Origin of the sequence: uncultured Parabacteroides sp., from assembly GCF_947855115.1 — a bacterium.
Lineage (GTDB): Bacteria > Bacteroidota > Bacteroidia > Bacteroidales > Tannerellaceae > Parabacteroides.
Map to the genome: position 1 here is coordinate 64,599 of NZ_CANTZW010000002.1, position 23,459 is coordinate 88,057.

At 40.3% G+C, this 23,459-nt stretch carries 15 protein-coding genes; all 15 read left to right on the plus strand.

Going from position 1 to position 23,459, the window contains the following annotated elements:
* Positions 1–178 precede the first annotated feature (178 nt).
* Positions 179–2,212, plus strand: coding sequence for a hypothetical protein (locus Q0110_RS01930; protein ID WP_297901530.1), 2,034 nt, complete (start codon positions 179–181; stop codon positions 2,210–2,212).
* A gap of 444 nt (positions 2,213–2,656) precedes the next feature.
* The gene (locus Q0110_RS01935; RefSeq protein WP_297901533.1) at positions 2,657–5,836 is read left to right on the plus strand and encodes a TonB-dependent receptor; all 3,180 of its coding nucleotides are present in this window, start codon (positions 2,657–2,659) and stop codon (positions 5,834–5,836) included.
* Between the two features lie 15 nt (positions 5,837–5,851).
* Positions 5,852–7,582 carry a RagB/SusD family nutrient uptake outer membrane protein gene (locus Q0110_RS01940; RefSeq protein WP_297901537.1) on the plus strand — a complete coding sequence of 577 codons (1,731 nt, stop codon included), beginning with the start codon at positions 5,852–5,854 and terminating at the stop codon, positions 7,580–7,582.
* Positions 7,583–7,634: 52 nt separating this feature from the next.
* Positions 7,635–9,161, plus strand: a complete 1,527-nt coding sequence (locus Q0110_RS01945; RefSeq protein WP_297901540.1) for a glycoside hydrolase family 32 protein — start codon at positions 7,635–7,637, stop codon at positions 9,159–9,161.
* 15 nt (positions 9,162–9,176) lie between these two features.
* Entirely contained in the window at positions 9,177–10,655 is a 1,479-nt protein-coding gene (locus Q0110_RS01950; RefSeq protein WP_297901543.1) for a family 43 glycosylhydrolase, read from the plus strand.
* A 25-nt stretch (positions 10,656–10,680) separates the two neighbouring features.
* On the plus strand, positions 10,681–11,841 hold the full coding sequence (locus Q0110_RS01955) for an MFS transporter (protein WP_297901546.1): 1,161 nt from the start codon (positions 10,681–10,683) through the stop codon (positions 11,839–11,841).
* A gap of 35 nt (positions 11,842–11,876) precedes the next feature.
* Positions 11,877–13,217: an FGGY family carbohydrate kinase gene (locus tag Q0110_RS01960; RefSeq protein ID WP_297901548.1), complete on the plus strand. Its 1,341-nt coding sequence runs from the start codon at positions 11,877–11,879 to the stop codon at positions 13,215–13,217.
* Positions 13,218–13,640: 423 nt separating this feature from the next.
* Complete coding sequence (locus tag Q0110_RS01965) at positions 13,641–14,849, plus strand: site-specific integrase (protein ID WP_297901551.1); 1,209 nt, start codon at positions 13,641–13,643, stop codon at positions 14,847–14,849.
* 919 nt (positions 14,850–15,768) lie between these two features.
* The gene (locus tag Q0110_RS01970) at positions 15,769–16,272 is read left to right on the plus strand and encodes a UpxY family transcription antiterminator (RefSeq protein ID WP_297902449.1); all 504 of its coding nucleotides are present in this window, start codon (positions 15,769–15,771) and stop codon (positions 16,270–16,272) included.
* 117 nt (positions 16,273–16,389) lie between these two features.
* On the plus strand, positions 16,390–17,520 hold the full coding sequence (locus tag Q0110_RS01975) for an MraY family glycosyltransferase (protein WP_297901554.1): 1,131 nt from the start codon (positions 16,390–16,392) through the stop codon (positions 17,518–17,520).
* Between the two features lie 31 nt (positions 17,521–17,551).
* Positions 17,552–18,379, plus strand: coding sequence for a polysaccharide biosynthesis/export family protein (locus Q0110_RS01980; RefSeq protein ID WP_297901558.1), 828 nt, complete (start codon positions 17,552–17,554; stop codon positions 18,377–18,379).
* A gap of 68 nt (positions 18,380–18,447) precedes the next feature.
* Positions 18,448–20,844 (plus strand): polysaccharide biosynthesis tyrosine autokinase, encoded by a 2,397-nt coding sequence (locus Q0110_RS01985; protein ID WP_297901561.1) that lies wholly within the window; start codon positions 18,448–18,450, stop codon positions 20,842–20,844.
* Between the two features lie 44 nt (positions 20,845–20,888).
* Positions 20,889–21,557 (plus strand): CpsB/CapC family capsule biosynthesis tyrosine phosphatase, encoded by a 669-nt coding sequence (locus Q0110_RS01990; RefSeq protein WP_297901564.1) that lies wholly within the window; start codon positions 20,889–20,891, stop codon positions 21,555–21,557.
* A 38-nt stretch (positions 21,558–21,595) separates the two neighbouring features.
* Positions 21,596–22,357 (plus strand): beta-1,6-N-acetylglucosaminyltransferase, encoded by a 762-nt coding sequence (locus Q0110_RS01995; RefSeq protein WP_297901567.1) that lies wholly within the window; start codon positions 21,596–21,598, stop codon positions 22,355–22,357.
* 122 nt (positions 22,358–22,479) lie between these two features.
* Positions 22,480–23,442, plus strand: a complete 963-nt coding sequence (locus tag Q0110_RS18260; protein WP_366139631.1) for an acyltransferase family protein — start codon at positions 22,480–22,482, stop codon at positions 23,440–23,442.
* The last annotated feature ends 17 nt before the right edge of the window (positions 23,443–23,459 follow it).

Sequence of the window (23,459 nt, forward strand, 5' to 3'; positions counted from 1 at the left end):
ATACCGGGAGCTGTTCTCCTGATATTCTGGCTTTAGGGATACTGTGGAATGAAATTACGAGTTAATTAATTGAATAATAACATTTAAAATCATGAATCAGGGTTCTATTTTCAACCGCGGATTTACGTTGGTGATAAACAGGAGGTCTATGCCCTTGTTTTTGTTAATCTTTACTCTAATGAGTATGATGGCCTGCCAAGAGAAAAAAGCTGTCTCTAGGCAAGTAAAAGTCGAATTACAAAGTCCTTTTTGGAGTTTTAATACTTCAAGGACAGCCAAAAGCAGCTTGTCCGGAACAGTGCCGGAGGCAGGGCTTTCGTTGTCGGACGATCAGTCAAAAGGTTTTACGATCCGGTTTACCGCTGATATAAAATCGGTCGCCCGGGAGCAAACTTTGCTTGAGATACCTCAGGTACTTAAAGTCTATCTTCGTAAGCATGATCCGGATGATCGGAAAATACAAAATTATCCGGCTTATAAAATGCCGGACGGTTCGGTTCCCGTATTAGAAGCGAGTCTTTCCTTGCAGTCTCCTTGGGACCCGAAAAAATTCCAGGATATGACGGTTGGCATACCTTTAGCGATATTAGATAAACCGGAGGGAAAACATGATATTATCCTTCAATTCTCTGGGGTCCAGTGGACTATTTACATAGATGGACGCTTGTATGATAATGACTTCGCCCTGGGTTATCCGTTGGCGAGCCGGATGAAATCGTGGAACTTAAACCCCGATTATGTGAGCGAGGCTAGTTTGTATGAGCCTGCTATCCAGCCGGAGCAGATAGCGGCGCCAACACCGCAAATCGCCTCTAATATCCAATATTGGACACCTCCTTACCATAACGCTTGGGTAGGAGATGTGGTTACATTCTTCCATGATGGACGTTACCATGTGTTTTATTTGTTTGATCGCCGTGGCCACGCAAGTAAATTTGGGAGAGGTGGACATTATTTCGAGCATTTGTCTACGACGGATTTTCAAACATGGGTAGAACATAAGCCGGCGACTCCTCTGGAATATCAATGGGAGACGTTCGGAACCGGTACGCCTTTTATTTTTAATGGCAAACTCTGTATTAGTTATGGGCTGCATACTACCCGTATTTATCCTAAGGAAGAAACCACGCTCCCGATGCAATGGGCTTATCTGGAGAAGAATGGTTACACGGGCTCGTTTAATTACGATACGATCCAGGGACTTGTACCGGCAGGCTCTACTTATTCGATAAGCGAGGATGGTGTTACCAACTTCAAAAAGACACATATATTATACCATCCTTGTGAGAATCCGAGTATCTATACTGATCCTGACGGCAATTTGAAAATGTTGGCTAACTATGGCGCTCGTGGAACTTGGGAGGCTGATTCCGTGAATGGTGGATGGAAATGCTTGAATGCCGATTTCCCGCTAGGCGGCGATTGTACCTTCTTTTTCCGTTGGGGCGAATACGATTATATCATTGGTGGTTTTACCCGTCTTTGGTCTAAATTGGCCAAGGATCCGGAGTTTGCCTATAAAGACATCGTGGCTGAAGGAACGGATTTCTATAACGGGTTGTCTGTTCCTGCGATAACAGAAATACCCGGAGGGCGTTTTTTGATGGCAGGGTGGCTGAAAATGCAAAACTGGGGAGGCCCGTTGGTGATCCACGAGTTAATACAATATCCGGATGGACGTATCGGAACGAAATGGATGGATGAGATAATTCCGGCGACGGAAACTCCGGAAAAGCTTTCAGCTAAACTTGCCGGGACAGGTGATTTTCCCGTTTCAAGCAAGTCGTTTATGTTGACTTTTAAAGTATATCCGGATCAGCCGGGACAAGGTAATTTGAAGGTTTTGTTCTTGCCGGAAAAGGGAGAGGAAGCCGCTTGTGGATGGCAATTGCAGCTAGACGAGGCACGTGCCCAGTACGGAACAGATTTGACCGATACCTATGCTTCGAGTGAAAAAACGTTGAGAGAAGGTGGTGCCCCGCAGACGGCGAGTAATTATGCCATTGAAAATGGTATAGATACGAGCAAGCCGTTTACGGTTCGTATACTTGTCGATGGTTCTGACAAATTCGGGGGATCGTTGATTGATACGGAAATTGCCGCTCAAAGAACGATGATCTCGTATCGTCCGGAACTTACTGTCGGTAATTTGCGGTTTTGCATGGAAGGGGTCTCCGTACAAGATATAAATCTTGCGCCATTGTGTGATTAGGAACTATTATTACTGACTTTTTGTCCCGTATAAACATTCTCGCGTGAATGTTTTATACGGGATTTTTTTGTAAAGATGTATTATGACATTCAAATTGTGTGTGTTATCATATATGTAATAATATTGTTAGGTATGTAATGTTATATTGGTGTTTCTTTATATTTCTACTCTTAGGTCTTCTGGTTGTATATGTATCATATGTAAATAAAATTATGATCCATTTCCCTATTTGTGAGTGAAATTCATAAAATCATACTTTTTTATTTTAATATATTATCATATATGTAATATATAAATTTCTAATTTATAACCAAAATGTAGCTTATTTGTTTTGTTTTTGTAAAATATATGTTATCTTTGTGGTGTCATATAGGGAGATACAGGTTTGATTATATATAAATTTAGCTTAAGTCTAATTCTAATTATTTCAAATATATGGATTGTATGAATACTAAAAAAAGATCACTGTACCGGTGCGCGTTGATTGCTTGCTTGTGTGGTATGCAAGTGCCTGGTGCATATGCTGCTATGCCGGATGTCGCATGGCAAATGTCTCAACAACAAGAACGACTTGTTAAAGGACGTGTGTTGGATAAGAAAGGAGAGCCTATTTTAGGAGCTACAATTGTGGATAAGCGTAATACAAACAATGGAACAATAACGGATATAGATGGCAATTTCTCAATAAATGTCAGGGATAACAGCGTATTGGTTTTTAGTTACATAGGATATAAAAGTACGGAATATCCCGCAAATGAGGTAGACGGGAAAACTATTGTATTAGAAGAAGATGCGTTGAATTTAGACGAGGTTGTGGTAACAGGTTATACCTCTCAGAAAAAAGCGGATTTAACGGGGTCTGTATCTATTGTCAAGGTGGATCAGTTGAAGACGGGTTCTTATGGCAGCGCGATGAAAGCGGCACAAGGAAAAGTAGCGGGTATGTCTGTCACGACGGATGGTTCTCCTAACGCGAATGCTACGATCCGGATACGCGGTGAAGGTACGCTGAATAACAATGATCCGTTGTATATCATAGACGGGATGCCTACTATGCGCTCCATGTCTGAATTGGCATCTTTGGATATTGAGTCCATACAAGTGCTAAAGGATGCTTCCTCTGCCTCTATCTATGGATCTCGTGCCGCGAATGGTGTGATTATCATCACGACCCGTAAAGGGAAAAAGGGAACAACTGTCGATTTCAATGCCTCTTATACGATCGTGAGCAAGAAAAAACCTTATGAATTGATGAACACGGAACAACGTGGTATCGCTCAATATTGGGCTATAAAGAATGATGATCCGAACGCTGATCCGAATACCGTGGGAATAGGAGGTTTGTATCAATATCAAGATCATAAGGATGCCAATGGCAACTATGTGTTGGATAAAGTAACTTGGAAAGAGTGGTTGGATGATGATCATACGATGCGGTCGGCAGATACAGACTGGCAGAAAGAGATATTGAGAACAGGGCAAATCCAGCAATATAACCTGACGTTGTCTACAGGAACGGATGCGGGACGTGTCGTGTTTGCGGCTGATTATTACGATAATAAAGGAACGATTGATGGTAGTTTCTTTAAACGTTTTAATGGACGTATCAATTCTGACTATACTTTCTTGAATGGACGTGTGACGGTGGGAGAAAATTTCACGGTCTCTAAATGGCGGGAAAGCGATAATATCGGGACCGGCAATATAGATGCTTGTAAATCTCTGATGTCGATCGTTCCGGTTTATACTGTGGATGGTGAAGGTTGGGGTGGACCGATCGGAGGTATGAGCGATCGGCAAAACCCGGTTCGATTGATAGAGGACAATAAGCAAAACCATCACGATAATCTCCGTATATTCGGTAATGTATATGCGAATATTAATATAATCAAGGGGTTGAGTTTCCGTACCTCTTTTGGTGTAGACGGCGTTGGCTCTTGGAAACGTACGATGGATTATACGTATGAATCTGGATTCTTGAGCGAGACAAGGAACAAGGTAAGGCAAGAGTCTTATTTTGATTTGAGCACTACGAACAGTAACGTTTTACAGTATGTGTTCGATATCGATAAAAATAATTTCGATGTTATGGTGGGGCAGGAGACGATAACACATACATACCAATTACATTGGGGCAGCCGTCGGGATTATGCCTTGGAAAACGACGATTATATGTGGCTAAGTTCCGGTGAGTCTGAAAAGGATAATGGCAGTGAGCAGTACCGGAATACTATGATTTCTTGGTTTGGTAAGATTAACTACAATTATGACAGCCGCTATTTGGCTTCTGTGACTCTTCGGCGGGATGCCTCTTCCGTGTTCGGTACGAATAACAAGTGGGCGACGTTTCCGGCCTTCTCGGTGGGTTGGTCGATCAATAACGAGAGCTTTTTTGAAAATCTTAGGTCAGTGATTCCCCTATTGAAACTTCGTTATGGATGGGGACAGAATGGTAACTCAAGCATTGACGCTTATTCGTCTTATCAGTTCTATGAAACATTATACGACAAAGGGGCTATTGATGACTGGAATTGGGGAACAGCCTATGATTTCACCGGACAGGGTGGAACTTTACCTTCCGGCTATAGGCGTACGCAAATGGCGAATCCGGACTTGAAATGGGAAACGACATCGCAGCACAACTTTGGCTTGGATTTTGCCGTGCTGGATTCAAAGTTGAGCGGTTCTTTTGATTACTACTTGAAATATACGAGAGATATCTTGATGAAACCTGGTACGGTGGCCACCTTGGGCGAAGGGGCTCAAAGATGGTTGAATGGGGCAGATATAGATAATAAAGGTTTTGAGCTAACGTTGAACTACAACAATCAGTTTGGTGATGTTGGGTTGAATATTAGCGGTGTCTTTTCTCATAATAAACAAACAGTGGTAAAAGTACCTGATGACGTAATCAATAATTTTGCGGGGAATGGCGAAGAGGATAACGTGATAGGTCGTTCCTTGAACTCGCTGTATGGTTATGTAGCGGATGGCTTGTTTCAAACGCAAGAGGAGGTGGATAATGCCCCGACACAGACGGGAGCTGCGCCAGGCCGTATTCGTTATAAGGATTTGAACGATGATGGGAAGATAGACGATCAAGATCGTACTTGGATCGGATGTGAGGATCCCGATTTGGAATATGGTATCTCTGTAGGTGTGACATATAAGAACTTTGACTTTAGCGTATTCTTTAACGGCGTGTTTGGCAAGGATCTGAATGTAAGTGGATGGAAGAGCTGGACCGATATTTATGCGTTAAGTACGGCTGGCGAGAATTATGGTACTCGTTTATTGGATGCGTGGACTCCAACTAATACGAATACATCAATACCTGCCCTGTCGGTCAATAATTATAATGATGAAGGAAGGATGTCTACTTATTATGTGGAAAGTGGCTCGTACTTGAAAATCCGTAATGCGGAGGTAGGGTACACTATCCCGAAATCATTTGCGAGCAAATTGAAGTTACAACGTGCCCGAGTTGCGCTAAGGGCGGATAATATTGTGACTTTGATGAAAACATGGGGTGATAATGCGTATACAGGCTTGGATCCGGAAACTCCGGGAAGTGGTTATCCGATGCCATTTTCTATGACAATGTCTTTAAATGTAACATTCTAAATAAGCGAGAAATCTATGAAAACGATAAATATTATAAGTTGTAGTCTTTTTTTACTTTTGGGAAGCGTTTCTTGTTCTTCCATATTGGATGAAAACCCGCAGGGTATTATTTCGGACGAAGATTTGAACACAGTCGATAAAGTGGAACAAATGGTAACTGCCGCATATTCTTTCTGTGGGCAGAACCATTTCAACAAACAGTTTGGAATGCCGTATGAGGAAGGCTCTTTGCGAGGAGGTGAGGCTTATAAAGGCGCGGCGGGTACTAGCGACAACGCTGAAAGACATCTTTGGGAAACCTTTGTGTATATGCAACCTACCACGTCGGATGACTTGGATAACCTGTGGTGGGTACATTATGTCGGTGTCGGTCGTGTTCACGACGCTTTGCGAAGAGCACAGGCTTTGACCGAGGAAGAATATCCCTTGCGGGAACAGCGTATCGGGGAGTTGCGTTTTTTGAGATCCCACATTTATATGTATATGAAGTTATGCTTTAAATTTTTCCCTTGGATCGATGAGAATACGCCAACCGATGAGTACGATAAGGTAAGTAATGATGAACTTACGGATCAAGAACTTTGGGGTAAGTTGATCGATGATTTCCGTTATGCGGTCGAAGTCCTTCCGGAAACGCAAGAAGAAGTAGGCCGTCCTACCAAGTTTGCGGCAAAAGCCTATTTGGCAAAGGCATTGTTGTTTGCCGCTTATGAGCAGGATGAGAAACATAATGTTATCAATATCAACAAAGAGAAACTGACAGAGGTCGCCAGTTTGTGTAAGGATATTATTGATAATTCAGGAAAAAGCTTGGTGGTTGATTTCGCGGAGAATTTCTTGTGTGAATATGAGAATAATTCAGAATCTATTTGGGCTATCCAATATTCGGCTAATAATGACGGGTCTACTATAGGGCGTCTTAATTCATGGCTGGTTTATCCGATGAATAGTGACTATGGTTGTTGTGGGGCGTTTCAACCCTCCATACATATGCTGAATCATTTCAAGACGGTAGACGGAGTCCCTGATTTCGATCATTTTGATGAAGGTGAGACGTTAGATAATAAAGATGCTTTCGCCAGAATCCCAATGGATCCTCGTTTGATGCATACGGCTTGTGTGCCGGAGATGCCTTGGAAGTATGATCCGAATTACATTATGGAAAACAGTTGGGCTCGTACGCCAGAAGTGTATGGATATACGATGAGCCAGAAACTGATCGTATTGCCGACCTGCGATTGCTTCCGGAAAACCAATCCGTTTATGGGGAGTGGGTTGAACTGGGATGTGCTTCGTTTGGACGAGGTAATGCTTTGGCGTGCGGAAGCATTGATTCAGTTGAATACGAATTTGAACGAAGCCTTGGATTTAATAAACCAGCTTAGAATGAGGGCGGCTACGAGTACCGGGCGTTTGAAGTTCGCGGATGGAACTCCGACTGGTAATTTTGATGTACAGCCTTATGTCCCTGGAAAGAATTGTCCGGCATGGACACAAGAATTTGCGTTAAAGGCATTACGTTGGGAACGTCATCTGGAATTTGCGACAGAGGGAAAATGGTTTTTTGATTTGGTTCGTTGGGGTATTGCCGATACGTACATGAATAATTATTTTACGATCGAAAAAACGAGACGTTCTTATTTGAAAGATGCCAAATTTACAAAAAACAGGGATGAGTATTTTCCTATTCCTCAGACGCAGATCAGTTATGTGAAAGGGTTATATAAACAAAATTACGGATGGTAAAAGCTGTAATCGTGATTAGGTATACGAATATGTAGCGATTAAATGATATGCGATGAATAAAGTTTTTTTATTTGGCATTATAGGATTGGTGTGTTTATTAAGTGGTTGCCGGAAAGCGGTTAACGTAGAGACAAATCATATCCCTCTGTTTCATTTTACGACAGTTATGAATTGGACGGGAGAACCGGTGGGCTTGGTATATGATGATGGATTGTATCATCTTTTCTATCAGTATAATCCTTCTGGAAATGTATTTGGGAATATACATTGGGGACATGCTGTAAGCCGGGATTTGTTTCGATGGCAGCGAGATTCTATTGCGTTGTTTCCTGATAGTTTGGGGTATCTTAAATCCGGAAGTGTTGTTGTAGACCGGGAGAATACCTCCGGCTTTGGATCCGAGATGGAGCGTCCTTTTCTGGCATTCTATACCTATGCTAATCCAGATTTAGCTAAAACTTTATTCAGTGCGTATAGTTTGGACAAGGGCCGGACTTGGATAAAACAGGGGGAAATAGATCTGCCTAATCCTGTTGAATGTGATCTCCGAAATCCTCATGTCTCTTGGTACGAAGAATACGGGCGATGGATCATGACCGTTTCCTCGGGTTCTTCAGTCTTATTCTATGCGTCTTCGGATTGTAAAGAATGGCATTTTTTAAGTGAGTTTAAAGATGCGACAAGCCAAGGTGCTAATTGGGAAGGGACGGATTTCTTCCCGATGAAGGTACAAGGTAAAGAGATAAAGAAATGGGTACTATTGGTAAATATGGAGAACGGGTTGGGAAATGGTACACCGTCAACCCGTTATTATATCGGTGATTTTGATGGAACTTCATTTCAAATAACACAAACGAAGGAATTGTGGTTGGATTATGGAAAAGATAATTACGCGGGATCTACATTTAGCGGGCTTAATGGGGATGATCGTATATTTCTAGGTTGGATGAATTGCTGGGAATATGCTAATTTATTACCAACCTCGGTTGGCCGTGGAAATATGATAATTCCTCGTCGGTTAGGTTTAGCGGAGGAAGGGCGACATTATATGTTGGCCTCTGTTATTCCTTCCGGATTATCTGCTTTTTATGCGGATTCTTGTTGGGTCGGGCCTGTGAAACTTTCGGATGAAAACGGTTTGAGAAAAGAGTTCCCTTATCCGGGAGAATCTTTTGTTATGCGGTTGAATTTTGATAATAGCGATAATAGGGCTATCTGGAAAGCTGATAATTATGGAATCCGCTTAAAAACGAGATCAGGAAAAGTTCTGACCATCGGTTACCAAAATGAGTTGAGTTATTATTATATAGACCGCTGTGGATTAGAGATTGAACCGTCTGTCGAAGGTTTCGAACAATTAATGGGCGCAGGTTACCGCTCGGAGACGCCGGTATCGGATTGGCTTATTTTATTCGATCAAAATTCGATAGAATTATTTGCCTCGGGTGGACGTGTGGCCATGACCTCTCTATGTTATCCGGATGATGAATTCACGACATTTGAATTGTATGCCGAATCAGGATCTGTGAACTTATTGAAGGCATCGATTATACAGTTAAAAAACGAATTAATTAAATAATACAAATTTAATGGCATGAAAAAGATTTTTATTTCAATAGCATTGATGATAGCTGGTTGTGCGGTAGGACAGGTCCAGTTTTCGGTAAAATATGATTCGGAAGTTCAACCTAAAGATAATATCCAATATTTTACACCAGCGGGAAATAATCTGTTTGTTGGTGATTGTATCCCTTTTTATAAGGATGGGGTTTTTTATTTGTATTGGTTGCTCGATGAAGGACATCATTCGGCCTTGAATGGCTTAGGTGGTCACCAATGGTGCGTGAGTACTAGTTCGGATTTAAAGAGTTGGACGCATCATCCGATTGCTATAGGGATAGACGAGAACTGGGAAAAGTCTATATGTACCGGTTCGGTTACTTTTGACGGTAAGCAATATTATGCATTCTATGCGACTCGCTTGATTACCCAAGATGATCAGATTAACGAGCAGTTGAGTTATGCTGTCAGTAAGGATGGTTTAACTTTCAAGAAGCAGAAACCGAATCCTTTTTATACTTCTGCTCCCGGATATAGTAAGCGGCATTTTCGTGATCCGAAAGTGATAATTGATAAAGAGGGTGTATTTCATTTGTTTGTTTCCAGCGAGACTGATAATTATGTCATCAGTGAGGGGCGTGGATGTTTGGTGCATTTGACTTCGAAAGATTTAAAAAACTGGCAAGTGCAGGAACCCCTTATTTCCGGAATGCGAGATGTTCCCGAATGCCCTGATTATTTTCAATGGAACGATTGGTATTATCTGGTTTATGGACAGGGAGGAGATACCTATTATGTGAAATCCCGGAATCCGTATGGCCCGTGGGAATATCCGGAATCGCAGGCGTTGCTGGAACAATGGGTTAATGTTGCTAAAACAGCGGAATTCAAGGGTAACCGGCGGATTGTAGCGGGATGGGTTCCGAGCAAAAGAGATAATAAAGATTATGGTCCGGAACGTTTTGGCGGCAGTATTATTTTGCGTGAAGCCTATCAGTTGCCGAATGGCGATTTGGCAACTAAGTTCCTGGCAGAAGCTATTTGGGATACTCGATCTCCTTTACGTGTGAATTTGACGGAGGCCGAAAACGCCAAGAAGGTATCAGACGGGGAAGTATCGCTTGATGCCCAGGGAGCTATCGGTGGTGCTTATATTAAAGATATGCCTTATAATTGTCGGGTTACTTTGGAGATTGAACCGGCAAGCAATAGTGATGAATATGGTTTATTCTTACGAGCGAAAGATAAAGCAAACGATGGTTATAAGCTTAGCTTAAATCCTAATAAACGTACGGTTCGTTTGGGTGAGGATGCTTTTATCGAGGCGGTATCTGGATTGGACGAACCGGTTAAAGTAGATATAATTATGAAAAATGACATTATTGATGTTTGTATAGGCGATCGTCGTTGTATCGTAAATCGGTTACCGGAAAAGAAAGGAAACTATTTATGGTTTTACGCGAAACAAGGAACTGTTAAGTTTAGAAATATAAAAGTGTCTCCGCTTTTGTGATTGTCTCAAATTTAAAATTGTGATTATGGGTAATGAAAATAGGATAAGTCATATTATCCCGGTAATGTTGACTTTTTTTACGATGGGATTTGTAGATTTGGTTGGCATTGCGACTAATTATGTAAAACAAGATTTTGGATTGTCTGATACGGCTGCCAATTCATTTTCAGTAATGGTATTTTTCTGGTTTCTGATTTTCTCGGTTCCGACAGGAATGTTAATGAACAAGATCGGACGGAAAAAGACTGTATTGTTAAGTATGGTCATTACGTTTATTGGATTGTTGATCCCTATCTTTGTTTATAATGATGTGGCTATGTTTTTTGTCTTCTCGTGTTTGGGAATCGGAAATACACTTATGCAGGTTTCTTTGAATCCTCTGTTGGCTAATATGGTGCGTAAAGACCGATTACCGAGTTATTTAACACTGGGACAATTTATAAAGGCTATCGCTTCGTTTATCGCTCCGTTAATAGCCGTACATGCTGCGTTGCGTTATGGTGATTGGAAGTTGCTATTTTATATTTTTGCGGCGATAGATATCATAGCGATCGTTTATTTGTTTATGACGGATATTGTGGAAGCGGAAGAGAAAAATGAATCGTCATCTTTTAAAGAGTGCATTAGGTTGTTGGGAAACACGACCATTCTTCTGTTTTTCGTTGGAATCTTGGTACATGTTGGTATTGATGTAGGTGTGAATATAACCGCGCCGAAGCTGTTGCAGGAGAAAATAGGAATGTCATTGGCTGAGGCAGGATACGCGACTAGCCTTTATTTCTTGTTTCGAACATTCGGTTGTTTATCCGGGACATTTATTATGGCGAAGTTTTCCCCCTTAAAGTTTTTTATTGTGAGTGTTGTTATGATACTTATTGGTGTCTCGGGCCTCTATATAAGTATGGATAGCATGAGTATTTATATTTGTGTAGCTTTGATTGGAGTCGGAAATTCAAATATATTCTCTATTATTTTTTCTAAAGCATTGTTATATATGCCGTCTCGGAATAATGAAATTTCAGGCCTGATGATCATGGGGATTTTTGGTGGAGCTGTTTTCCCTGTATTAATGGGTATCATGTCTGATATATTGGGTGGACAAATCGGGGCTGTAGTTGTTCTGACGGTATGTGTCATTTATCTGTTATTCCTGGTGTTTAAAATGAAAAAAATGGTATTGGAGTAATCTCTTGGGTGTAAAATTATAGATATAAATTATGTATGAATTTTTTAGGAATTGATATAGGAACAAGTTCGATATGTGGAGTGGTTTGCGATACTGTTTCTAAAAATATCGTATCAATAACGAAGGCTAATAATACAGATATACAATCTCGTGATATTTGGGAGAAGACCCAAGACGCAACAGCTATAGTCAATATCGTGTTGGAGCTGATTCAAGAGCTCCGGATCCAATATCCGGATATCAAAGGGATCGGATTATCCGGGCAAATGCATGGTATATTGTATGTCGATGCCGAAGGTCTGGCTGTTAGTCCGTTATATACATGGCAGGATATGCGGGGCAGCCTTCTTTATAAAGACGGTATAAGTTATGCGGCTTATCTTTCAGGGCAGACCGGATTCCCGTTATCGACAGGTTTTGGTTTGGTCACGCATTATTACAATAAAGTAAATGGCCTAATTCCACGAGATGCGGTGAAACTATGTACTGTTATGGATTATGTCGCGATGCGATTAACCGGCAAACGCGAACCTTTGATCGATTGTTCCAACGCGGCAAGTCTCGGCTTCTTTAATAAGGAGAAATTACTTTTTGATAAAGAAGCCTTGAGGAGCGTAGAAATTGATTGTTCCATCTTGCCGGAAGTAGGTGAGGCTTTTTCCCGGGTCGGACATTATAAAGATATCCCGGTTTACACTGCCATCGGTGATAATCAGGCCAGTTTCCTGGGTTCTATTCGCGACGTAAAGCGTTCTATCCATATAACTGTTGGAACGAGTAGCCAGCTCTCGGTTTATTCGGATACATATATGGATATTCCGCTTTTAGATACACGTCCTTTACCCGGTGGGGGGTATATTTTGGTAGGCGCCGCATTATGTGGTGGTTGTTCATTTGCGTTGTTGAAGAAATTTTTTGCGGAGACGATCCGGTTATGTGCCGGGAAGGAAATGACTGATACGGATTTGTATAAGATTATGGTTTCGGTTCCGTATAAAAAAAGCCAGACAGACGACATACGAGTGGACACGCTGTTTGATGGAACAAGGCAGCATCCCGAAAAACGGGGGAAAATAATGAATATATCTCGCCAGAATTGGAATCCTGAAAATTTAATACGTGGTTTTCTGGAGGGGATGAGCCAGGAATTATATGATTTTTACCAATTATTGCCGGACTCTGTTAGAGAGAAAAAAACGATATTGGTCGGTTCGGGAAATGGGATTAAGAAAAATCCTCTGTTATGCCGAATCTTGGAAGAACGTTTCAATTGCCATTTGCAGGTTTCTTCTTGCCGGGAAGAGGCGGCTTTGGGTGCTTGTATTTGCGGTATGGTAGGGAATGGTTATATCGGCAACTTTACTGATTTCTTTTGAGAGAGGAAATTTGCGGAATACAACGATATACAATATGAGCATATCTTATGTGCTTGAAAGATAGTTTTTTGCCTTGTATGTTTATGTTAAGTCCCTTGGAGTATAGAGAAAAGAAGCGCATGACGGTTATCATATTCACCGTACATGTGCTTTCTTTTTAAGAACCGGATTATACTGATTTTATTATTGAGTGGTGTGTATAACCTCTACCTTGATTTTTAACTATGAATCCTCGGTAAGAATTTTTTTAAGAACCCCCCTGATTGTAAATTTTTACTCCGACGCCTTCCGATTAGTCCTGATATTTATATACCTCGTCGATAAATAGATGCTTCCTTAACAAACAAATTCAGTTGGGAAGTGTTGGGGATGTAATAGACGGATAACAACTGGACGTATATACATAAACTAAAAAATAATTATATGGCTACGATAAAAGTTAAATTTCGTCCATCTTCTGTTGAATTAAAAGAAGGGACATTATTTTACCAAATAATTCATTTACGATTGGTAAGGCAGATAAATACGGGATACAAACTGTTTCCTTCGGAGTGGGACCGCCCATCTCATGAAATTATACTTCCCGAGGAAGGCGCTCCCCGGTATGACTATCTTATATCCTTAAAAAAACGCATAGAGTTGGATGTTGAACGTTTACAAGGTATTATCTCAAATTTTGAAAGTTTGGGAGAGAGTTACACATCCGACAAAGTAGTGGAAGCATATTCGTTACCCATAAATAAAGACGGCTTTTTGGCATTTTCGAAAGAGACCATAATACAGTTGAAACAAATCGGTCGCAGTCGTACGGCGGAGACCTATACGACCGCGCTTAATAGTTTCATCCGCTTTCGTGGTGGAAACGGAGATATTCCCATACATAAGCTAGATTCCAGCTTGATGGTAGAGTATGAGACTTATCTGAAATCCGAAGGGATATGCCTAAATACCGTTTCCTTTTATATGCGCAACCTACGGGCAATTTACAACCGTGCGGTAGAAAAAGAGCTGACGCTACAGAGAAATCCGTTTAAACATGTATACACCGGTATAGATAAAACTGTCAAGCGGGCTGTTACGTCGAACGTCATCCGTCAGATAAGGGATTTGGATTTGAAATCGTCACCCACGTTGGATTATGCCCGGGATATTTTTATGTTCAGTTTTTATACGCGTGGAATGTCATTTATCGATATGGCTTTCTTAAAAAAGAAAGACCTCAAAAACGGAGTTTTGTCATATCGCCGTCAAAAGACGAACCAGCAATTGCTTATAAAATGGGAATCGCCTATGCAAGAGATCGTAGACAAATACGATACAGGGGGAACTCCTTACTTATTGCCTATTATAAAGAATTGTGACGACGACGTAAGGCGGCAATATAAAAACGCTTCCCATCTTGTAAACAAAAAATTAAAATTGATAGGAAAGCAGTTAGGTCTCCAAATCGCTTTAACCACATATGTTGCCCGCCATGCCTGGGCCAGTATCGCTAAAAGCAAGAACGTCTCCTTATCGGTCATCAGTGAGGCTATGGGGCACGACTCGGAGAATACTACACGGATTTATCTTACCTCTTTGGATTCTTCTGTGGTGGATAAAGCTAATATGTTGGTAATTAAATCTTTGTGAGGCCGTGTTCGTTATAGGCATATTTTGCCTGTGAAAATATATAGTGTCTGTTTGGAGAATAAATCATTTTCATTTCAAATATATATCGTGATTTACGACCAAACAGATTCTATTATTGTATAAGATTCTGGCATGTAAAAATAATTTTCAACCAATACTTTTTATTCACATACTCAAAATTATTAAAGCTATAAGTCTGAATATTTTAGGTATAAATAAAGATCTACTATCAAATAAAGACATAGTGTATTAATACTAAATTAAATGATGAGCCTATAAGAAATAACGGTTCGGTTATTATTTGGAGATCGTTATCAATAATACTAAAGGTTCTACAATCTAGAAAAAACTATCCGAATTCTTTTATCCTAAATACATTTTAATGTGATCGTAGAGACCTTAGGGAAGAATGTATTTTGAAAATATAATAAGATTTATTCTCTCTTCATAAGAGATGTACCTGAAATAAGTAAAGTATATAATCTATTGATTTTCGGATTTTTAAATGTTTTTCAGAAGTGTTTTTTGTTTATCATTTGTTATACAAATCTATTCCAATTCACATCCAAGCAATGTTTTTTCCATCCTTTTTTATTGTTATTGTCTGATTTTTCCCTAAATTTGTACTCGAATACTTCTCTTATGAAGAGATATACTAAGTAAGATCATAAGATTTCTTTGTATAGAAGGTGTATTGTAATGTTGATATGGAGAAATAAAATAATGGTATCTGTATCGAACTTTTAAAGTGAAATATCGTAACTTCCTGTTATTTAGTTAAATATATAAACAGGCAGGATTAGAAAATATGTCCTTTATTGAAATGAGAGAGATTCTATCGCCCCATTCGAAGGCGTGCGAAGTACTGAAGGCAGAGGAAGAGGTTCTTGACAATGGAGATAACAAGATTTGGTTCGTGATGCGTGACTTAACTCGTGCCAACATCAAGCGACCGGCTTACTTGGTTCTAGAAGAAATGGGGGTAGAATGTTTTACACCGAAGACGAAGAAATTGTTTGTCGTGCGTGGTAAGCGGGAACTGAGAGAGGTTCCGTTCATTCATGATCTATTGTTTATTTATGATACCCGTAAAAAGGTAGATTCCATTGTTGATCAAATAAATACGTTACAGTATCGTTTTCTCCGCAATACGAGCCGTACCCCTATGACCATAAGAAAGAGGGAAATGGAACAATTCATCAAGGCTGCAGAGAAGTCGGAACATCCCCTTTTCTATAAACCCAATGAAGTTACTCCCGAAATGTGTAAGCGCAAGATACGTATTATCGGTGGATCGTTTGATGGTTATATAGGTGTCTTGTTAACGACACGAGGTTCGAAAGTCAAGCGGTTATTAGTAGAATTGCCTATGCTGATTGCCGTATCAGTGGAAGTGAAACCGGAATATATTCAGTTGTTATAACCGCGGCATAGTAGTGCGTGGGGATATTGGAAAAAGAAGAATGAATGGTAAAGTTGGCGTATAGGCTTGCCTGGTTATTCTAATTATGGTGGTACGTATTAATTTAAGAGGAAAATTATGGAAGATTTTATAAATCATCTCTTCTTATTGGGTAGCTGCCTATTGTCTGTGATGCTGGGTATGGTGATAATCCCCAAGATATTGGTGATCTCGTATAAAAAGAAACTATTTGATTTGCCTGATGACCGCAAGGTACATACTACACCTGTACCACGGCTTGGAGGACTTTCGTTTTTCCCTGTGATACTTATTTCTTTGTGTTTTATGCTGGGCATGCGTTATTATTTGGGAATTCCTTTGGCAGGGCTTTTTAACGATAAAGTGCTTTATGAGTTTCTTCTTTTTGCCGTAGGGTGCATGGCTCTTTTTTTAGTGGGAATTGTCGATGATTTGATCGGTGTTGGATACAGGTATAAATTTCTGGTTCAGATAGTGGCGGCGCTGTTGCTTGTCTGGTCCGGAGAATGGTTCAACTCATTGGGTGGGTTGTTTGGCTTTTATGAGTTGCCGTTCTATATCGGAGTGCCTTTTACCTTATTTACCGTAGTGTATATCACTAATGCGATTAACCTGATAGATGGTATTGATGGCTTGGCCTCCGGGTTGAGTTGTATTGCTTTGGTTATATTAGGAAGTATATGTGCCATGCAAGGCGAATACATTTTTGCGTTGCTTGCGTTCGTTACGTTCGGTGTTATTGTTCCGTTTTGGGGTTACAACGTGTTCGGTAACGCCCAACGTGGGCGCAAGTTGTTTATGGGGGATACGGGAAGTCTTACGTTAGGTTATATCATCAGTTTGCTGGTCATACATTTGAGTCGTGCAGACATGGCTTCCGACCATGCTACATACCCCAATCTGGTATTGGCTTTTTCAACACTTATCGTACCGTTATTTGATGTCGTACGAGTTGTGTTACACCGTTTGCGGGAAAAGAGAAATCCGTTCTTGCCAGACAAGAATCATTTCCACCACAAACTGCTCCGTACAGGAATGCGTACCCGTATGGTTATGATTACCATTTTATGTGTTTCACTTTTTTTTGTCGGGTTGAATTGGCTGCTGATAAACAAGATAGATATAACCTTGCTATTACTGATTGACATTATTTTATGGATAGGGATGCAGTTGGGTATTAATCGGGCCATCCGTATCCACGAAAAACATGATAAAGATGTGTTCGGATAGAAAAAATTCGTATAAACAAAATCCTATTTGTATGAGATTTAAGTATTTTTCTGAAATCACATTTCTATTACTATTTATAGTGATGTGTTTATTAAGTTCCTGCTCTACGGCAAAAAAAGTTGTTTATTTCCAAGATTTGCGCCCCGGAGAAAGTGAGATGGAAATAACCCGTTCCTTGGATATTACTGTCCAGCCGGAAGATAAAATATCTATCTTGGTCAATAGTCGCGATCCTAAGTTGACCGATCTTTTTAATTTACCTATCGTATCTAGGCAGATAGGCGTATCATTGCGTAACGGTTTATCAAGTGCGGGTAGTAGTCAAGGCATAGCTGGTTATACGGTAGATAGTAGTGGGGAGATAGACTTTCCAGTATTAGGGAAAATTCATGTGGCAGGAATGAAACGTACAGAAATTGCCTCATATATTAAGAATAAGTTAATTGATAGTAATTTGGTCAAAGATCCTGTGGTGACGGTGGAATTTATGAATCTTTGTATTTCTGTCTTGGGAGAGGTTAATAATCCCGGACGTTTCAGCATCGACAGGGACCATATTACCATTTTGGATGCATTAAGTATGGCGGGAGACCTCACTGTTTATGGATGTCGTGAGAAAGTCCTTGTCTTGCGGCAGGAAGAGGGAAAACAGCGGGTTTATGGCATAGATTTAACCTCCGGGGAACAGGTGTATTCCTCTCCGGCCTATAACTTGCGGCAGAACGATGTGGTCTATGTGGAACCTAATGGCACAAAAGCGAGGCAGTCAACCGTAAACGGGAACAATGTGCGTAGTACGTCCTTTTGGATATCGCTTGCTTCACTCCTGACTAGTGTCGCTGTATTGATTGTCAAGTAAAAATTGAAGATTTGGGGCAAAAATTTGAAATGATAATATCTAATTAATCAGTTACTTTATATTACTATATGGTAGTTCAAAACAATACAAGACTAGGGCAAGGTGATGACTTCATACGTTTACAAGACCTGCTTTATTTATGCGTGAAACATTGGAGATGGTTTGTCTTATCCTTGGTAGCGACATTTGGAGTAGCGACCTTTTATTTGCTGAAAACTCCTCCTGTTTATACACGCACTGCAGAGCTTCTTGTCAAAAGGGACTCAAGAGGAAGATCGATATCGTCGGATATTGAGGGGTTTGAGAATTTCGGGCTTGTTCGTTCCAATACGAATGTCAATAATGAAATGATAGCTTTACAGTCGCCTGCGGTTATGACGGAGGTTGTAAAACGCCTGCACTTGGATATGAACTATTATATGCCGGGAAAGTTTTACGATAAAGTTCTTTATGGAACAGCCTTACCTTTTAAAGTAAAGATTGCCAGCTTGCAAGAAAACGAGACTGTCAGATTTACTGTAAATATCCATAAAGATGGTAGCGTGACATTATCTGATTTTATCGGTAAAGGTGAACCCATTAAAGAAGTAAGTCTCGTAAAAGGAAAATTGCCGGGTACGATGGAAACCCCTTTAGGTGAGATAACCTTGGATGTGATGCCAGGTTATTCCCAAGGTGAGGAATATGAGGTTCGTGTTGTACGTTCCGGTTTATATGGAACTGTTAATTCCTATGCGTCCCGTTTTTCTGTCGCTTTAAATGATGAAGAATCCACTGTCCTTAGTTTGTCGTACCGGGATGTCTCGATAACCCGTGCCGAAGATATACTAAATACGATAATTGCCGTTTACAACGAAAATTGGGTGAATGACAAGAACCAGATAGCGGTCAGTACCAGCATGTTTATAAATGATCGCTTAGCTGTGATCGAAAATGAGTTGGGTAATGTAGACGAGAATATCTCGTCTTACAAAAGTGAACATTTGTTACCCGATGTGCAAGCGGCTTCTAATATGTATATGGCGCAAAGCAGCCAGACCAGTGCTCAAATCCTTGCATTAAACACACAGTTATCCATGGCTCGTTACATCCGTAACTATTTGGCGACAGCGACGAGTCGTAATCAGTTGATCCCTGCCAATTCGGGGCTGGAAAGTGCTGGGATTGAGAAACAGATAACCGAGTATAACACGATGCAATTACAACGTAATAATTTGGTTTCCAATAGTAGCGAGCAGAATCCGTTGGTAGCGGACATTGACCACTCGCTTGCTACGATGCGAGGAGCGATTCTTTCGTCTATAGAGAATCTGGAGGTGACGCTCAACACTCGGATTCGAGACCTTCAGCGAAGCGAACAGCAGACTACCGCACGTATCGCCGCTAACCCTACTCAGGCAAAATATCTTCTCTCTGTAGAGCGTCAACAAAAAGTAAAGGAAGCGTTGTACTTGTTCTTGTTGCAGAAGCGTGAGGAGAATGAACTTTCACAAGCCTTTACCGCTTATAACACCCGGGTTGTCACACCTCCTACAGGCAGTATAAATCCGACCTCTCCGGTCAGAAAAAATATCATGTTAGTAGCTTTCGCTCTCGGTCTTTTAATACCGACAGTATTCATCTTTGTCCGTGAGAATATGAATACTAAAGTACGCGGTCGGAAGGATTTGGAAAAATTATCCTTGCCTTTTGTAGGTGAGATTCCTCTTTATCCTTCAACAAAAAAGAGGCTGTTCGGAAAGCCGCTTCCTGAAACTGGAATTGTGGTCGTGAAAGAAGGCTGTCGCGACATTATCAATGAGGCCTTTCGGGTATTGCGCACCAATCTGGAGTTCATGTCGGATAAAGGTGAAAAGTCGAATGTTGTAATCATCACTTCTTTCAACCCGGGTAGCGGTAAATCGTTTTTGACAATGAATATGGCAGTGAGCTTGGCGATTAAAAACAAAAAAGTGCTGGTGATCGACGGTGACATGCGCCATGCCTCAATTTCCCTTTACATGAATTCTCCACAAAAAGGATTGAGTGATTTTTTGAATGGTAGCATTGAAAAAATCAGTGATATTATCGTAACAGACAAAAAACATGAATACCTACATGTCCTGCCTGTGGGAACTATACCACCAAATCCTACGGAATTATTATTCAACAAACGATTAAAATTAGTAATTGATAGCGCAAGGAATGAGTATGATTATGTATTTATTGACTGTCCCCCCATTGATTTGGTAGCGGATACCCTGATTATAGAAAAATTGGCCGACCGTACTATCTTCGTCATTCGTGCGGGATTGCTTGAACGTAGCATGCTGGCTGAACTGGAAAATATTTATACTGAGAAGAAATACAAAAACATGTCTTTGATTCTGAACGGGACTGTAGCTAGCGGAGGATATAATGGATATAAGTATGGCTATCGTTATGGTTACGGGGCGGGATATCATTATTCCATTGATGGAAAATAAGTATAGTGAATAGTTCTTATTAGATAATTAAAATTACATTCATTTTGTGGCCGTTTAGAAAACGTTATTCATTGGAGAACAGTGGATTCTTCAAAGGATTCATTGATTGGCACAGCCATATCTTACCAGGTGTGGATGATGGGGTACAGACGATGGAGGAAGCCTTGAGAATTCTTGTGGAATATGAAAGGTTGGGTATAAAAGAGGTATGGCTGACGCCTCATATCATGGAGGATAACCCGAATACAACGACCCATTTAAAAGAACGCTTCAAGGAATTACAGGCAAATTATACAGGGGGGGTGACATTGCATCTAGCGGCAGAGAACATGCTGGACAATTTGTTTGAAGAACGACTGAGACATAATGACCTGCTTCCAATAGGAAAAAACGGTGACCATCTCCTTGTTGAAACTTCCTACTTCAGCCCACCGATAGGATTGAGCAACATCCTGCTCCGCATCAAAGCCAAAGGTTATCACCCCGTCTTAGCTCACCCGGAACGATATGTTTATATGGGAGAATCGGACTACCGCCAACTGAAAGGGCTGAACGTGAAGTTCCAGCTCAACCTTTTCTCGTTGGGCGGCGCATACGGTGCGAGGATAAAGAAGAAAGCCTACAGGTTGCAGAAGCAAGGAATGTATGACTTTGCGGGCACAGACCTGCATAGGTTGAAAATATTGAAAGCAATGCTGCATGAAAAGATATAAACAGAGAAGCAGGATAACAAACCATATAATAAGTTTATATGAAATTCGCATATTTGATATTAGCACATCATAATTTTTCACAACTCCAACTATTACTCAATATGTTGGACGAAGTGGAAAATGATATATATGTTCACATTGACAAGAAGGTTAAAGGAACAATTTCCCTTAATACTGTCAAGTCGAAACTTTATCGCGTTGAGAATCGGGTAAATGTAACTTGGGGAGATATTTCTCAAATTAAAGCAGAATATAGGCTCTTTAGGATGGCCTTCAACAATGGCCCCTACGACTACTATCATCTGATAAGTGGGGATGATTTGCCCATAAAGTCGAATGATTACATACAAGATTTCTTCAAACAGAATAATGGGAAGGAATTTGTAGGATATGGAAAAGATGTACCCGAGCGATGCACTAAGTATCACCTGTTTACCAAGTATTATAGACACAAAAGCAGGCTTATTAGAGGGAGTTTCCATTTAGCAAGGATCATTTTTGAGCCGATTGTCAATCTATTTCCCAAAAAGATACCAGATGGAGTTAAATTCAAAAAGGGAGCTAACTGGATAAGCGTTACCCATAATTGCCTCAATTTAATTTTAGACAAGGAGAAATGGGCATTATCATTTTTCAAAAGATCATATTGTTGTGATGAAGTGTTTGTCCAAACTATTGTCTGGAACTCCCCTTTTCAAGAACACATCTATGATAAAGAGGATTTGTTTCATGGGTGTATGAGATTAATAGATTGGAATAGAGGCAGTCTATATACTTGGGGGGGAGAGAAAATTAGTTGATTTTCAGATAATTATAAAAATGTATAGATTTTTTGCAAGAAAGTTTGACATAACTACGTACCCACAGATTGTAGAAAAATTATGTAATTTTCTTCACGAACCTATTAATATCAAACGTCATAATGTCGAATAGAATAGCTTGGATAGATTGGAGCAAAGTACTACTTATTTACTTGGTAGTACTGGCTCACTATGGCAACATTGGTAACTATGCAGATAGTTTAATCTGCCATTTCCATATGCCAGCCTTTTTCCTTATATCGGGATACTTACACAAACCGCTTAACATAAAGGACTCCCTTTTGAAGAATACAAAACGATTGCTCGTACCTGCATTTTTGTTCTCATTAGTTTGTTGGGGATTCTATACAGCCATAGAAATAATCGTAAAACATCAGCCGCTTACTCTTGAAGATAATGTTCTTCGGCCATTGTTAGGCATAGTTTGTTATGATAGGAATATCGCTTTTCCACAGTGTGGGGTTATCTGGTTCTTAGAAATTTTGTTTATCTGCCAAATCCTCCTTGATTCCTTCTTGAAGATAGGACACCGCAGTGTATTCATCTTTTGTTTGCTCTCTGTTGTGGCTACTTGCGTTTGGACTTTTGAAGGTATAAATGATTTCGGTTTGTTGTTTTATGTACAACGACTTTGCGCCAGCTTCCCATTTGTCGCACTTGGGTATTATGCCAAAAAGCAAGATTGGATGTTGCGAATATCTAACATTTCGCCTTTTGTTGCGATACTATTCCTATTGATGTATATAGCAGGCGTTTATTTCAATGGGAGAACGGGTATATATTCATACCAATTCGGTTATAGTGTGCTTGTTTATTTGCAAATAACTCTTTGTGGATGCTTATGCTTCTTTTATTATGTTAATAAAGTTAAAATAGGGGGTAAAATACTCGTTACACTATCTAATAGCACTATTCTTATATTATGCTTACACCGACTGATGATAACTGTTTTGTATGAAATAGGAGTTGGTCCCTATTTAGGTTCTCTTATCATAATCATCCTTTGTTACCCATTATCCATATTCTTCACCACCAAACTTCCTTGGTTCATAGGGAGGTTCTGAAAACAGGCAATATCAAG